Raw genomic sequence first — 14530 nt, 5'->3', positions numbered from 1 at the left:
GATTCCCGAAGAACTGAGGTACACCCGTGACCGCGATCCCCGGCCCGATCGACCCGCCGACCCGCCTGCTGATGGGACCGGGCCCGATCTCCGCGTACCCCAGCGTGCTGCGTGCCATGTCCGCGCCCCTGGTCGGCCAGTACGACCCGTTCATGACGGCCACCATGACCGAGACGCAGGAGCTGTACCGCGGCGTCTGGTCCACGGCGAATGATGCGACGCTGCTGATCGACGGCACGTCCCGCGCCGGCATCGAGGCGGCGATGATCTCGCTGATCCGGCCGGGTGACCGCGTGCTGGTGCCGGTGTTCGGGCGCTTCGGACACCTCCTCGCCGAGATCGCCGAACGGGCGCTGGCCGAGGTGCACACGATCGAAGTGCCGTGGGGACAGGTCTTCCCCACCTCCGTTCTCGAAGACGCGATCGTGCGCGTCCGGCCCGCCCTGCTCGCGCTCGTCCAGGGCGACACGTCGACCACGATGCTCCAGCCGCTGGAGGACATCGGCGAGATCTGCGCGAGGCACGGCGTACTGTTCTACACCGACGCGACGGCCTCGCTCGGCGGGAACGCGTTCGAGGCGGACGCATGGGGGCTGGATGCCGCGACCGCCGGACTCCAGAAATGCCTGGGCGGTCCGTCGGGGTCGGCGCCGATCACCCTCTCCGAGCGCGCCGTCGAGATCATCCGCTCGCGCGCGAAGGTCGAGGCAGGCATCCGCGAGCCAGGAGACGTCGACGCCCCCGACTTCGTCCGGTCCAACTACTTCGACCTGGGGATGATCCTGGACTACTGGGGACCGCGCCGCCTCAACCACCACACCGAGGCCACATCGATGCTCTACGGGGCGCGCGAGTGCGCCCGCGTCCTGCTGCTGGAGGGCCGGGACGCCGTGATCGAGCGCCACCGCATCAACGGTGAGGCCATGCTGGCGGGCGTCCGGGGCCTCGGCCTGGTCGTCTTCGGCGACGTCGCGCACAAGATGTCCAACGTCGTCGCCGTCGAGATCCCGGAGGGTGTGCCGGGCGACGTCGCGCGGGCGGCGATGCTGAACGACTTCGGCATCGAGATCGGCACCTCGTTCGGCCCCCTGCACGGGCGCGTCTGGCGCATCGGCACCATGGGCTACAACGCGCGCACGGACGCCGTGCTGCAGACCCTCGCTGCACTCGAGACCGTGCTGCGGCGGTTCGGCGCCGCCGTGCCGGTGGCGGGCGGCGTCGAGGCCGCGCTGAGCGCGTACGGTTCCGCGTCGGACGGCGACTGACCGGTATGCGCACCCGCCTGATCTCGTTCGCCCCCGATCTGTTCCAGACGGCGGCGCGACGGGTGATGGCGCGCTGCGACGAGCTCGCCAGGGTGAGCGCGACGCAGGGGCAGATCGAGCGCGTGTACCTCTCGGCCGAGCACGCCCGCGTGAACCGGCTCGCCGCCGAGTGGATGCGCGAGGTCGGGATGCGCACGAGGCAGGATGCCGCGGGCAACCAGATCGGCCGGCTCGACGACTCGGCAGGCTCGGGGACCGCTCACCCGCCGGAGCGCCCTGCGCTCATGCTCGGCTCCCACCTGGACACCGTGCCGGATGCCGGGCGCTACGACGGGATCGTCGGCGTGCTCATGGCCCTCGAGGTGGTGCGACTGCTGCGGGAGCAGCCTCTCCCCTTCGCGCTGGAGGTGGTCGCCTTCTCCGACGAGGAGGGCACCCGCTTCGGCAAGGCGCTGCTGGGCTCATCGGCGGTCGCCGGCCTCTGGGACGACGCCTGGTGGTCGTTGACCGATGCCGACGGCATCACCCTCCGGCAGGCGTTCCTGGAGTTCGGCCTCGACCCGGGCCGGATCGGCGAAGCATCCCGCCGACCGGACGAGCTGGTCGGCTACCTCGAGGCACACATCGAGCAGGGGCCCGAGCTCGATGCGCGCGGCGAATCGCTGGCCGTCGTCTCGTCCATCGCCAGCGCTCGCCGGTTCCAGCTCGTGGTCGAGGGTGAGGCCCGGCACGCCGGCGGCACGCCCTACGACATGCGCCGCGACGCCCTGCTCGGCGCGAGCGAGGCCGCGCTCGCGGTGGAGCGCATCTGCCGCGCCGAGCATCACATCATCGGCACCGTCGGGCAGTTCGAGGCGTACCCGGGCGCGGTGAACATCGTGCCGGGCGAGGCCCACTTCAGCCTCGATCTCCGTGGGGAGTTCGACGGCTCACGCGATCGCGTCTGGGATCTGATCTCGGGCGAGCTCGACGAGATCATGCGGCGCCGGCGCCTGCGCTGGAGCGCGCGGGAGGTGCACAACGCGGCCGCGGTGATGTGCGCGCCGCTGCTGCGGGATGTCGTGCGCGAGGGGATCCTCGCCACCCTGAAGGGTGGCGCCGACGAACCGGCGACCATCTTCAGCCGGGCGGGACACGATGCGATGGCGATCGGGTCGATCACCGATGTCGGGATGCTGTTCCTGCGCAATCCCGACGGCATCAGCCATCACCCCGATGAGCTCGTCAGCGCGGGTGATGTCGCCCTCGGCATCCGCGCTCTGGCGGAATCCGTACTCCACCTGGCCGCCGAGCCCCGCTGACCCAGTCCCGCCGACGGGACTGCTCCCCTGTCGCCGACCGGCCGTCCTCGCGGGCCCGAAGGGCGGTCGGCGACGGCGGAGCGGTCCCGGGTGGGCGCTCTCGAGGGTTAACGCCCTCGAAACACCGGGCCAGTGTTCGTGAAATCTACATCCCATACCGTCGGGACCGTCGCATCACGCCGAGTCCCTGGGCGCGCGTACATCCACACCCGAATGCACCACCCGCCTCTGGAGACACAGCACATGACTTCACGTCCTGCCCGGCGCGCGACCCGCGCCATCACCGCCCTCGCCGGGTTCACCGTCGCCGCGCTGGCATTCGCCGGCTGCGCGTCCGGCTCCGGCTCCTCGCCCTCCTCCGCCCCCTCGGACGGCGACTCCGCCGGATACGGCGACCTGTCCGTCCAGCTCAGCTGGATCAAGAACGAGGAGTTCTCCGGCGAGTTCTTCGCCGACTCGGAGGGCTACTACACCGAGGCCGGCTTCGACTCCGTGACCCTCACCCCCGGTCCGTCCACCGGTGCCGCCGAGCTCATCTCCGGAAGCGCCGACGTCGCCCTGTCCGACGCCGTCTCGATCGGCTCGGTCGTGGCCTCTGAGGGTGCCCCGCTGAAGATCATCGGCACCACCTTCCAGAAGAACCCGTTCACGGTGCTCTCCCTCAAGGGCGGCGGAGACATCGCCACCCCCGAAGACCTGATCGGCAAGAAGATCGGCGTCCAGGACTCGAACACCGCCCTGTTCAAGGCGCTGCTGGCTGCGAACGACATCGACGAGTCCGAGCTGACCATCGTCCCCGTGCAGTACGACCCGGCCCCGCTCATCAACGGCGAGGTCGACGGCTTCATCGCCTACCTGACCAACGAGGCGATCACCGTCGCCGCATCGGGTGTCGAGACCACGAACCTCCCCTTCGCCGACAACGGCCTGCCTTTCGTCGCCGAGACCGTCACGGTCACCGACGACGCGATCGCGAACGACCGCGAGAAGCTGAAGGCGTTCCTGGTCGCCGAGATCAAGGGCTGGACCGATGCGGTAGGCGACCCCGAGGCCGGCGCGAAGCTCGCCTACGAGAACTACGGCAAGGACCTCGACCTGAACCCGGAGAACTCGATCGCCGGCGCGAAGGCCCAGGCCGAGCTGCTGGTCGTCTCGGACGAGACCGTCGAGAACGGGCTGTTCACCATCTCCGAGGACCTCCAGGCCTCGACCATCAAGAGCCTCGCCGGCGCGGGCATCACGCTCGAGGCATCCGACCTCTTCGACCTCTCGCTCCTGGAAGAGGTCTACGAGGAGAACCCCGACCTGGTCGCCTACGCGGGCTGACCGGAACCGAAGTCAGGAGCAGGATCATGACGCAGCCCACTCTCGCGACGGGCGCCGTTCAGATCGACGCTGCCGAAGGCGGTGCCCAGGGTCAGACCCTGGGCACCGGCCTGCAGATCTCGGGACTGAATAAGGTCTTCACGACGGGACGCAAGAGCGTCGTGGCCCTGAAGGACGCCGATCTGCACACGGAGCAGGGGTCGTTCCTGGCCCTTCTCGGTCCGTCCGGATGCGGCAAGTCGACGATCCTGCGCATCCTCGCCGGTCTCGAACCGGCCACGAGCGGCACGACGCGCGTGGACGGCAAGAGCCCGAAGGAGCTCCGGAAGGACAACAAGCTCGGCATCGCCTTCCAGGATTCCGCGCTGCTGCCGTGGCGGAGCGTGCTCACCAACATCCGCCTCCCCTTCGAGATCGCCGGGAAGTCGGTCGACAAGGAGTACGTCAACGAGATGATCTCGCTGGTCGGGCTCAAAGGCTTCGAGAAGGCGAAGCCGGCGCAGCTGTCCGGCGGCATGCGTCAGCGCGTCTCGATCGCCCGATCGCTGATCCTCAAGCCCGATGTGCTGCTCTTCGACGAGCCGTTCGGGGCGCTCGATGACATGACGCGTCAGAAGCTGAACCTCGAGCTCCTGCGCATCTGGACCGAGAAGCCCGCGACCACCCTGCTGGTCACGCATGGCATCTCGGAGGCCATCTTCCTCTCTGACTACGTGGCCGTGATGAGTCCGCGCCCCGGGCGCATCAAGGAGGTCATGAAGATCGACCTCCCGCGTCCGCGCACGCCCGAGATGATGCGCACGCCGGAGTTCCACGCGTACGTCGACCAGGCATCCGAGCTGCTCTTCGGCGAGGGCGGCGCCGCGGCTGATGACCACTAGCTCACCGGCCTCGCCCCAGAAGGGCCGCGCGATCCACTGGGAGAGCATCAAGCTCCCCGCCTGGCTGACCGGCGTGATCGGCGGCGTCGCGATCATCATCCTGTGGTGGATGATCGCAGTGCTGTTCGTCACCTCGACGGGCGCGCATCCGATCCCCACTCCGCTGGAAGTCGTGCAGAGCTACGTCACCAGCGGCTGGGAGTACTACTGGCGAAACTTCTCGGTCACCCTCGTCGAGGCCGGTATCGGCTACCTCTGGGGGAACGGGATCGCCCTGGTGCTCGCGGCGCTCGTGCTGGTGGTGCCGCGGCTGGAGGGCGTCGCCACGCAGCTCGCGATCATCACGTACTGCATCCCCATCGTCGCGGTCGGCATGCTCGCGATCGTCGTCATCCCCCCGCCCGGTGTCGGTGAGCCCAGCGGAACCGCGATCCTGCTCGCCGCCCTGTCGGTGTTCTTCACGACCGTCGTCGGTGCCCTCCTCGGCCTCAAGTCGGCTGACCGGTCGAGTCTCGACCTGATCACCGTCTACGGCGGGAACAGCTTCACCCAGCTGGTGAAGGTCCGCCTGATCGCTGCGCTGCCGGCGATCCTGAACGCACTCCAGATCGCCGTCCCCGCAGCATTCCTCGGCGCGGTGCTGGGCGAATTCTTCGGCAAGATCGAGGTCGGCGTGGGTATCGCGATGATCCTCGCGCAGCAGAACTCCAACGCGCCGCTCGTGTGGGCGCTGGCCCTGGCCAGCGGTGCCGTCGCACTCGCCGGCTTCGCCCTGCTGGGCCTGCTCGCGCGGGCCATCGCGCCGTGGTCGAAGGGGAAGGCATGATGACGACACTCACCGCCGCGAACGAGATGCAGCTGGCCGCGCCCGCGGCACTCGACCTCAGCCGCGACGTCCGCCGTGCTGCGACGCGTGGCGTGCTCAAGGCGCTCGGCTGGAGCGTCCTCACCTTCCTGCTGACGCTGGTGGCCGCGGTCGGTCTGTGGGTCGGGGTCATCTGGGTCTTCCAGATCTCGCCGTTGATCGCCAAAGGCCCGATCGACGTCTGGAACTACTTCTTCACGGTTCCCGCGGCCGCCGCCAACCAGGCGCTCATTCTGGGCAACCTCGCCGTCACCCTCGGCCACGCGGCCATCGGCTTCATCGCCGGGCTCGTCGCCGCGATCCTCGGTGCCGCGCTGTTCCAGCTGAGCAAGGGCGCCGAGCACGCGCTGATGCCGGTCGCGATGCTGCTGCGCTCGGTCCCGCTCATCGCGATGGCACCGGTCATCATCATGATCTTCGGGCGCGACCTGTGGACAGTGGCGGTCATCGGCGGCATCGTGGTGCTCTTCCCCGCTCTCGTGAACATCTCGTTCGGCCTGAAGTCGGCCTCGACGCAGATGAACGACCTCGTCGACGTGTACGGCGGCGGCTCGATGACCAAGCTGCGCAAGATCGCGATGCCCTCCTCTCTGCCGGCCTTCTTCGCCGCCGTGCGCATCTCGGTGCCCGGCGCCATCACCGGCGCGCTGCTGGCCGAGTGGCTCGCGGTCGGCGGCGGCATCGGCGGCTCGATCGGCGGCTTCATCCCCCAGGCGCAGTTCACCGCGCTGTGGGCGTCGGTGGTCGCGGTCACCGCGGTCTCGCTGATCCTCTACAACATCATCCAGATCGTCGAAGACGTCGTCCTCGCGCGCATGGGGATGCACCCGCAGAAGGGCGTCTGAGCAGACCGTGTCGACGTCGGTGGCCGTGGCGAGGGCGGCGACGGGGGAGGATGCCGCCGACCGGCGTCTCGGATCCCATATCCGCCGCCTCCGGCAGGCACGCGGGTTGACGCTCGTGAAGCTCGCGGAGGCGACCGACCTGTCGCATCCGTTCCTCAGCCAGGTGGAGCGCGGTCTGGCCCAGCCGAGTCTGGCCTCCCTGCGACGAATCGCGCTCGCGCTGCGCACGAGTCCGATCGAGCTGATCGCGGCTGCCGAGCTGCCGGCATCCGCCGCTCCCCCCGTGGAAGTGCATCGCGGCGACGACGGAGCCATCTCCGCGGATTTCGCCGTCGGCACCGCGCGGATGCTCGCCCACGGCGGCCGGCCGTTCCACCCGATGGAGTACGAGGGCTGCAACTCGCTGGCCGGCGAGTACTTCGTCCACGACGAGGACGAGTTCGTGTACGTGCTCGGCGGCGCAGTGCACGTGGAGCTGGACGGCCGGGTATCGACGCTCGCGCCCGGGGAGTCCGCGTACTACGCCGGTGGCGTCGCGCACCGCTGGTGGTCGGCGGACTGCGAGACGTTCCGGCTGCTCATCGTGAAGCAGCAGCCGCGCCTGACGGCGTCGCTGCGCTGACCGGCGCGCCCCGCGCGGCTCGGGCCGCGCAACGGGCGATCCGCCGCCATGTGTTCATTTGCCTCGGATCGCGCTCCGTCCGCGGCGGGCGCCGCGTTCTGAGGCGAATGAAGTTCGGCTCTTACGGTTCGTTCGCCTCGGAACGTGGTCCTCCGACGCGCTCGGCAGCGTCCGACGGCAAACGAAACTCCGCGTGCCGCGGCGTGGCGCTGTTCCAGCGAAGGGGCGTCCGCTCCTTGACGCGGCTCAGCCGCTCGAGACCGAGCCTCGCGCGTTGTAGACGACCGCGTCGCTCGACCCGTACGCGCGATACACCGCGACGGCGTCCTCGCGCCCGACGCCGCTGACCACGTGGATGCCGCGCGCCTCGAACTGCTCCGCCCAGTCGCCGACGACCGGACCCTCGTCGAAGCCGGTGAGCTCCTCCAGCAGCGGGCCCTCGCCGGCGACCACCAGGCGCCGCACGCCGCTCCACATCGTCGCGCCGTAGCACTGCACGCACGGTCGCCAGTTGACGATCAGCGACAGGCTCGCCTCGCCCGCGCCGAGATCCCAGCGGCCGAGGGCGGTCTGTGCGAGGCTCAGCGCCACGACCTCGGCGTGCGCTGCGGTGAGTCCGGAACTCAGGACGACGTTGACGCCGACCGACACGAGCGCCCCCGTCGCGTCGTCCACGACGATCGCCGCGAACGGCCCGCCGTTCCCGGCCCGCCAGTTGCGGTCGGCGAGGTCGTTGACCAGTCGCATCCGCTCCTCATCGGTGCGCAGGCGCTCCGGAAGCGCGTCGAGATCGTCGAGAAGCCACGACGGAAGCGTCGCGGAGAACGAGGTGGCCAGCTGCACGGGTCAGCCCTTCCGGTCGGGGGACAAGGTCTGCGCGAGCCGCCACACACGGTCGCGGGAGAAGGGCTGCTCGTAGGGGCGGGTGCCCAGCGCGCGCGCGATCGCGTTGCCGATCGCCGGCGCGACGGGGTTGTACGGCGACTCGCTCATCGATTTCGCCCCGAAGGGCCCGAGGTCGTCGCTCGTCTCGGCGAAGTACACCTCGGTCTCGGGGATGTCGGCGAACTTCGGCACCCGGTACTGCCGGAACATCGGGTTGACGATGCGTCCGTCGTCGTCGACCAGCACCTCTTCGTACAGGGCGCTGCCGATGCCCTGCGCGACCCCGCCCTCGACCTGACCGCGGCACTGGGCCGGATTCATCACGAATCCGGCATCGGCCGATTGCACGGACTGCAGGATGCGCACCGTACCCGTGGCCGGCTCGACGGCCACCCGGACGGCGTGCACGTTGAAGGCGATCGAGCGCTGCTCGCCGTATTCGGACCCGTCGGCGAAGAGCCCCTCGTCGCTCCGCCACTCCGGCGGCGCCGACGCGATCAGCTCGGCGAACCCGATGACGCGATCACCGACGCGCACGCCGTCGGGTTCGAGAGCGGGTTCGGCGGTCGCATCCGCCCCCGCTCCTGCGATGCCGGACGCGAGCGTGAGCAGTCGGTCCCGGAGGGAGAGGGATGCCGCGTGCAGGGCCTTCCCCGCGACGGTGATGCCCGCCGACGCGAACGCGCCGGTGTCGTAGCGCGCGCCGTCGGTGTCGGAGCTGCGCAGCCGCACGCGATCGAGCGTCGTCGACAGGTCGGTGGCGACGATCTGGGTATGCACGGTCGTGGTGCCGTTGCCGAACTCTGTGGTGCCGACTCCGGCGACGTACTCGCCGGCCGGGGTCACGGTCACTGTCGTCTCGGAGACGTGCCCGAAGGGCGCCATCGTGGCGATCATGGCGGCGGCCATGCCCTCGCCCACGAGCCAGCCGTCCGGCGCGGCGACGCCGTTGCCGCGGGCGAGCGCCTGCTCGGCGAGATCGAGGCACTGATCCAGACCGTAGCTGCCCCAGACGATGTCGTGCTCCGGGTCGCCGTAGTTGCCGACGAGGGGATCGCCGTCGCGCACCGCGTTGATGCGCCGCAGCTCGAACGGGTCCATTCCCAGCGCGAGGGCGAGCTCGTCCATCGCGGACTCGACGCCGAGGATCACCTGGCCCAGGCCGTAGCCGCGGAATGCCCCGCTGGGGATCGCGTTCGTGTAGACCGCCTCCGCGTCCACACGCTTCGCCGGTGCGCGGTAGAGGCTGATCGATTCGGCGCAGCCGTGGAACAGGACACCCCGCGAGTGGTTGCCGTACGCACCCGCGTCGCTCAGGACGTCGACCTTCATGGCGGTCAGCACGCCGTGCGCGGTCGCCCCCAGCGAGACGGCGACCCGCATCGGATGCCGCACCGCGGTGCGGGTGAACTCCTCGGTGCGACTCAGCTCGTACGACACCGGTCGGCCGGTCCGCAGCACGGCCAGCGCCACGAGGTCTTCGGCGAAGATCTCCTGCTTCCCCCCGAAGCCGCCGCCGACCCTGGCCGTGAACACGCGGACCCGGTCGGCATCGAGGTCGAACAGCGCGGCCAGCGCGTCGCGCGCCAGGAACGGCACCTGCGAACTCGTCCGGATGACGAGGCGCCCGTCCTCATCCAGCCACCCGATCGCGCCGTGCGTCTCCAGCTGGGCGTGCGAGACACGGCTCGTGCGCCATTCGCCGCTGACAGTGACGGCGCTGTCCGCCAGCGCCTGATCGGCGTCGCCGTACCCGGCGTGGATCGCGGCGATCACATTGCGCCCGGCGTCATCGACGCGGTCGTTCGGCGTGCGGTCGGGGTGCAGCAGCGGTGCGCCGGGCGTGCGCGCCTGCTCGGGGTCGAACACCGCCGGAAGCAGGTCGTAGTCGACCTCGATCAGGCGCAGCGCCGCGTCAGCCGCCTCGGCGGTCTCGGCGAGGACCGCAGCGACCCGCTGGCCGACGTGCCGGACGACATCGTCGAGCACGCGCGTGTCGTCGGGGTCGTCGGTCGGGTGCTCGTGGCGGGCGCTCGACCAGAGGCGATCGGGGGCGTCTCGATGCGTGAGGACGGCGACGACGCCCGGCGCCGCGAGCGCGGCGGCGGTGTCGATGGAGCGGATCCGCGCGTGGGCGTGCGGTGATCCCAGTACCCGCAGCACGAGGGTGCCTGCGGGCGCCTCGGCGTCGAACGTGTAGGGCTCGAGCCCCTGCACGACCCGCCGCGCTGCGGGCGGGGTGGCCGAGGCGCCGACCCGATCGGCGGGCAGCGGTCCTCGAGCCTCCCGTTCGCCGTCCGGGTTCCGAGGGCCGGTCTCTCGCACCGGGCCCAGAACGGCCTCCGTGATCGCGGCGCGGATGGGCCGGTAGCCCGTGCACCGGCAGACGCTGCCCTTCATGCGACGGTCGAGATCGGGCAGGTCCGCCGCGGTGAGGGTCGAGGCGGTCACCGCCATCCCGGCGGTGCAGAACCCGCACTGGAAGCCGAAATGATCAACGAGCGCCTGCTGCACGGGATGCAGGTCGTCGCCGGGAGCCAGGCCCGACGCCGTGGTGACGGTCGTGCCGGCGACGCGCATCGCGGGGATCAGACAGGAGTGGACCGGATCACCGTCCAGCAGCACTGCGCACGCCCCGCAGTCACCCGCGTCGCAGCCCTTCTTGACGTCGTGGTGCCCGTGTTCACGCAGCAGCGTGCGCAGGCTCTGACCCGCGCGCGGGTCGGCTTCGATGCCCTCGCCGTTGACCTCGAGCCTCATGCGACCCGCTCCAGTTCTCGACGGAGCTGTTCGGCCAGCTCCGAGCTGACACCCCGACGCCAGTCGGCGGCACCCTGCGGATCGGTGTAGAAATCGGATGCCGCGGCGACAGCCGCCGCGAGCTCGTCCGCGCCGGGGATCGCGGGAAATCGCATCACGTGCGGGGTGAGGGTGGCCGCGGTCACTCCGAACACCGTCGATCCGTCGCCGTCGAGGCGACCAGTGACCACGGCACCGGATCTGCCGTATTCGGCCAGGGCGATCTTGTGCAGCAGCGCCCGCGACCGAAGCGCATGCGCGGGAAGCTCGATCGAGCGGAGGAGCTCGCCCCGCCGCAGGATGTTGGTCCCGTCTCCGGTGGGGAAGTCCGCCACTGAGACCCGCAACTCGGTGCCGTCGGGCCGCCAGAGGACCGCCACGCCGTCCAGCCCCGCGCACAGCGACACCATCGATCCGGCGGCGTACGTGCGACAGAGGTTCCCGCCGACGGTCGCGGTGTTCCAGATCTTGAATGAGGCCAGCAGCGCGTTCGCGGCGACGGGGAAGAGGGATGCCGCTGCCCAGTCGGCCGGCCGGGCCGAGGCGTCCGCGCCGAACCGCACCAGTTCCGCGATGGTGCAGGTGGCGCCGATGCGCAACCCTTCGTCGGAGACCTCCAGCGACGGCCAGTCCATCGTCGTCAGATCGACGAACCCCGTCGTCTCGGGTTGCGGCTCGCTCATCAGCCAGGTGCCGCCGGCGAGGAACGCCTCGCCCTCGGCGAGGGCGAGGTCGTCGCGCGTATGCGCGCGTCGGAATGAAGTGACGGTGGTGATGTCCATGCGTGATGCTCCGAGCTATGCCCGCTCGGCGAGCTGCTTCGACGCGGCTGCGACCTGCTCGGCGAGCACCGGCTCCTCGGCTGTCACCAGGGTCGACTCCTCCACGACGAGTCGCCCGTTCACGAAGAGCCGCGCCAACGGCGGCATCGCGCCGAGGCCCAACGCTGCGACCGGGTCGAGGATCCCCGCGTGCTCGACGGTGTCGACTCGCCACACCGCGACATCCGCGAGCTTTCCGGGTTCGAGCGAGCCGATCTCGTCCTGCCGGCCGAGGACGCGTGCGCCGTTCATCGTCGCGATCCGCAATCCGGTGCGCACCGAGAAGGAGTCGGATCCGGTCTTGAGCCTGCCCATCAGCACAGCCTCGCGGATCTCGATGCCGAGCTGGCCGGACTCGTTCGAGGCCGCTCCGTCGACCCCGAGCCCGACCGGCACCCCGGCGCGCAGCAGGTCGCGGACCGGCGCGATGCCGGCTGCCAGTCGCGCGTTCGACGAGGGACAGTGCGCAATACCCGTGCCGGTTTCGGCATATCTTCCGATGGCCGTCTCGTCGAGGTGGACGCAGTGCGCCATCCAGACGTCCGAGCCCAGCCAGCCGAGGTCTTCGAGGTACGCCGTGGGCGTCTTGCCGAAGCGCTCCAGGCAGTATGCGTCCTCCTCGACCGTCTCCGACGCATGCGTGTGCAGTCGGACGCCGAGCGAACGCGCCAGCAGCGCCGACTCGCGCAGCAGCTCGGCCGTCACCGAGAACGGGGAGCAGGGTGCCAGAGCCACCCGCGCCATCGACGAGAAGGACGGGTCGTGGTACTGCTCGACGGCCTCGACTGATGCGCGCAGGATCGTGTCGGTGCTCTCGACCGCGAAGTCCGGCGGCAGCCCGCCCTGCGAGGCGCCGAGGTCCATGGAACCGCGCGTGGCGTGCAGGCGGACGCCGATGCGCTCGGACGCCTCGACGATCGCGCCGACGATGTCGCCGGAGTCCTTCGGGAAGACGTAGTGGTGGTCGGCGACCGTGGTGCACCCCGACCGTGCGAGCACCGCCATCGCCCCTGCGGCGCCGATCCCGGTGAGACCCGCGTCGATCCGCGACCACAGCGGGTACAGCGCGGTGAGCCAGTCGAAGAGGATCGCGTCCTGCGCGTAGCCGCGCGTGAGCCATTGGTACAGATGGTGGTGTGTGTTGATCAGGCCCGGAGTGACCAGGCATCCGCGACCGTCGACGATCGCGGCATCCGCCCGCCACTCCTCGGGTGCCGAGCCGGATCCGACGGCTGCGATGGTCTCGCCGTCGAGGACGACGAAGCCGATCGGATGCTCAGTGTCGGCGGCATCGACGGTGACGACGTGTGCGCCCTCGATGATGATCCGCGTCACGGCGTCGCCTCGGCAGTCCAGAAGCCACGGTGCACCGCGACCGCTTCCGGCAGGTCGACCGGACCGATGACCTCCACCGCCCGGCCACCGCGGGCGAAGACCTCGCGACTGGGGAGGGCGAGGGTCGGGATGCCCTCCTGCGTGCCGACCATGCGGATCAGCTCGTCCTCGCCGAGGGCGTACACGACGCGACCGATGCCCGACCAGTAGATGGCGCCCGCGCACATCGCGCACGGCTCGGTGCTGGTGTACAGCGTGGCGGTGCTCAGCTGTTGCGCGGTCAGCGCGGCGGCGGCGAGTCGGACGAGGTTCGTCTCAGCGTGACCGGTGGGGTCCCCGTGTGTGACGACCGAGTTCAGACCCTCGACCACGGTGCCGTCTGCTGTCACGACGATCGCGCCGAAGGGATGGTCGCCACGCTCGCGCGCCTGTCGGGCGAGCGCGATCGCGCGGAGGAGGTGAGTGTCCTGGTCGGTCATCAGCGGATCTCCGGGAGAAGGGATGGATCGATCGAGCATGAGGCCGAGGGCGCCTCGCGGTGCACCGGACCGTGCAGATCACGCAGAGGCAGGCCGGTGCCGCGGTGGCGCGCCGCGAGGATCTCGGCGACGATCGCGATCGCGGTCTCCTCGGGGGTCGAGCCCTGGAGGTCGAGCCCCAGCGGCGAGTGCAGGCGCGCCAGCGCGTCGTCATCCGTACCGGTCTGGCGCAGCAGCGCGGCGCGGCGCGCGACCGTGGCGCGGGATCCCATCGCGCCGACGAAGCCGACGGGCAGGCGCAGCGCGAGCCGCAGCGTGGGGATGTCGATGCGCTCGTCGTGGGTGAGCACGCAGATCGCCGTCCGTTCGTCGAACTCGTCGGTGTCCAGGCACGACAGGTGCCGATGCGGCAGATCGGCGACGAGACGGTCGGCATCCGGGAAGCGCTCCGTTGTCACGAGCAGCGGCCACGGATCGCACACCGTCACGGCGAATCCGGCCGCGGAGGCGACACGGCACAATGCGGATGCATGCTCGCCCGCCCCGGCGATGATCAGCCGCGCCCGTGGCGCGAAGGCGAGCATCAGCACGCCGGTCTCGTCGGCGTATGCCGCCGCCAGCATGCTGCGCAGGTCGTCGACGGCCGCCGGCGTCTGCAGCTCCGATTCGCCGAGCAGCCGCCCGATGCGCGGCCCCGTGCACTCGACGCCGATCCGCGCGGAGCGGTCCTGCGCAGCACGCTGCAGCGCCGCTATCGCGATGTCGTCGGACGGCTCGACGCGGTAGACGACGACGTCGATCGACCCGCCGCATGCCAGACCGGCAGCGTGCGCCGTCTCGTCGGTGAAGCCGAACCGGGCGACGCGGCCTTCGCCGTCGGCGAGCACGGCATGTGCCAGCAGCACCGCATCGCCCTCGACGCACCCGCCCGAGATCGAGCCGATGACGCGACCGCCGGCCGTCACCGCCATGGAGGCGCCGACGCCCAGGGGCGCGCTGCGCGGGACATTCGTGATGGAGACCACCGCCACGGGTTCCCCGGTGCGCAGCACCGCGATCAGCTCAGGCGCGAGATCCAGCATGCCGACACGCTATCCCGGCCGTGT

Annotated in this window: 13 protein-coding genes; 7 read left to right on the top strand and 6 right to left on the bottom strand. The window is 70.5% G+C overall.

The features are described from left to right. Positions 1-71: 71 nt before the first annotated feature. From BLT19_RS01810 to BLT19_RS01780, 7 genes are all read left to right on the top strand, one after another. The gene (locus BLT19_RS01810; protein WP_091493101.1) at positions 72-1265 is read left to right on the top strand and encodes a pyridoxal-phosphate-dependent aminotransferase family protein; all 1194 of its coding nucleotides are present in this window, start codon (positions 72-74) and stop codon (positions 1263-1265) included. A gap of 5 nt (positions 1266-1270) precedes the next feature. Further along, the gene (locus BLT19_RS01805) at positions 1271-2566 is read left to right on the top strand and encodes an allantoate amidohydrolase (RefSeq protein WP_091485417.1); all 1296 of its coding nucleotides are present in this window, start codon (positions 1271-1273) and stop codon (positions 2564-2566) included. Between the two features lie 243 nt (positions 2567-2809). Beyond that, complete coding sequence (locus BLT19_RS01800; RefSeq protein ID WP_091485415.1) at positions 2810-3892, top strand: ABC transporter substrate-binding protein; 1083 nt, start codon at positions 2810-2812, stop codon at positions 3890-3892. A 26-nt stretch (positions 3893-3918) separates the two neighbouring features. Further along, on the top strand, positions 3919-4773 hold the full coding sequence (locus BLT19_RS01795; RefSeq protein ID WP_091485412.1) for an ABC transporter ATP-binding protein: 855 nt from the start codon (positions 3919-3921) through the stop codon (positions 4771-4773). Beyond that, positions 4763-5599: an ABC transporter permease gene (locus BLT19_RS01790; RefSeq protein ID WP_091485410.1), complete on the top strand. Its 837-nt coding sequence runs from the start codon at positions 4763-4765 to the stop codon at positions 5597-5599. The genes BLT19_RS01795 and BLT19_RS01790 overlap by 11 nt, the downstream gene beginning before the upstream one ends. Beyond that, positions 5596-6483, top strand: coding sequence for an ABC transporter permease (locus BLT19_RS01785; protein WP_231917744.1), 888 nt, complete (start codon positions 5596-5598; stop codon positions 6481-6483). Before BLT19_RS01790 ends, BLT19_RS01785 begins: the two co-directional genes overlap by 4 nt. A gap of 7 nt (positions 6484-6490) precedes the next feature. Further along, positions 6491-7105: a helix-turn-helix domain-containing protein gene (locus tag BLT19_RS01780; protein WP_231917743.1), complete on the top strand. Its 615-nt coding sequence runs from the start codon at positions 6491-6493 to the stop codon at positions 7103-7105. Between the two features lie 246 nt (positions 7106-7351). Here the strand turns inward: BLT19_RS01780 and BLT19_RS01775 are convergent, their stop codons facing one another. Genes BLT19_RS01775 through BLT19_RS01750 form a run of 6 tightly spaced genes read right to left on the bottom strand, consistent with a single transcriptional unit; the run spans position 7352 to position 14506 of the window. Continuing rightward, positions 7352-7948, bottom strand: a complete 597-nt coding sequence (locus BLT19_RS01775; protein ID WP_197673008.1) for a nucleoside deaminase — start codon at positions 7946-7948, stop codon at positions 7352-7354. A gap of 3 nt (positions 7949-7951) precedes the next feature. Further along, positions 7952-10750: a molybdopterin-dependent oxidoreductase gene (locus tag BLT19_RS01770; protein ID WP_091485408.1), complete on the bottom strand. Its 2799-nt coding sequence runs from the start codon at positions 10748-10750 to the stop codon at positions 7952-7954. Beyond that, entirely contained in the window at positions 10747-11571 is an 825-nt protein-coding gene (locus tag BLT19_RS01765; RefSeq protein WP_091485405.1) for an FAD binding domain-containing protein, read from the bottom strand. Before BLT19_RS01765 ends, BLT19_RS01770 begins: the two co-directional genes overlap by 4 nt. A 15-nt stretch (positions 11572-11586) precedes the next feature. Beyond that, on the bottom strand, positions 11587-12945 hold the full coding sequence (locus BLT19_RS01760; RefSeq protein WP_091485402.1) for an 8-oxoguanine deaminase: 1359 nt from the start codon (positions 12943-12945) through the stop codon (positions 11587-11589). Then, complete coding sequence (locus BLT19_RS01755; RefSeq protein WP_197673006.1) at positions 12942-13424, bottom strand: nucleoside deaminase; 483 nt, start codon at positions 13422-13424, stop codon at positions 12942-12944. Before BLT19_RS01755 ends, BLT19_RS01760 begins: the two co-directional genes overlap by 4 nt. Further along, complete coding sequence (locus BLT19_RS01750) at positions 13424-14506, bottom strand: XdhC family protein (protein ID WP_091485396.1); 1083 nt, start codon at positions 14504-14506, stop codon at positions 13424-13426. The genes BLT19_RS01755 and BLT19_RS01750 overlap by 1 nt, the downstream gene beginning before the upstream one ends. Between the last annotated feature and the right edge of the window lie 24 nt (positions 14507-14530).

The sequence above is a fragment of the Microbacterium pygmaeum genome, assembly GCF_900100885.1.
Taxonomy (GTDB): domain Bacteria; phylum Actinomycetota; class Actinomycetes; order Actinomycetales; family Microbacteriaceae; genus Microbacterium; species Microbacterium pygmaeum.
The sequence above is the reverse complement of the archived record's forward strand: the minus strand, read 5'-3'. Positions and strand labels throughout refer to the sequence as shown.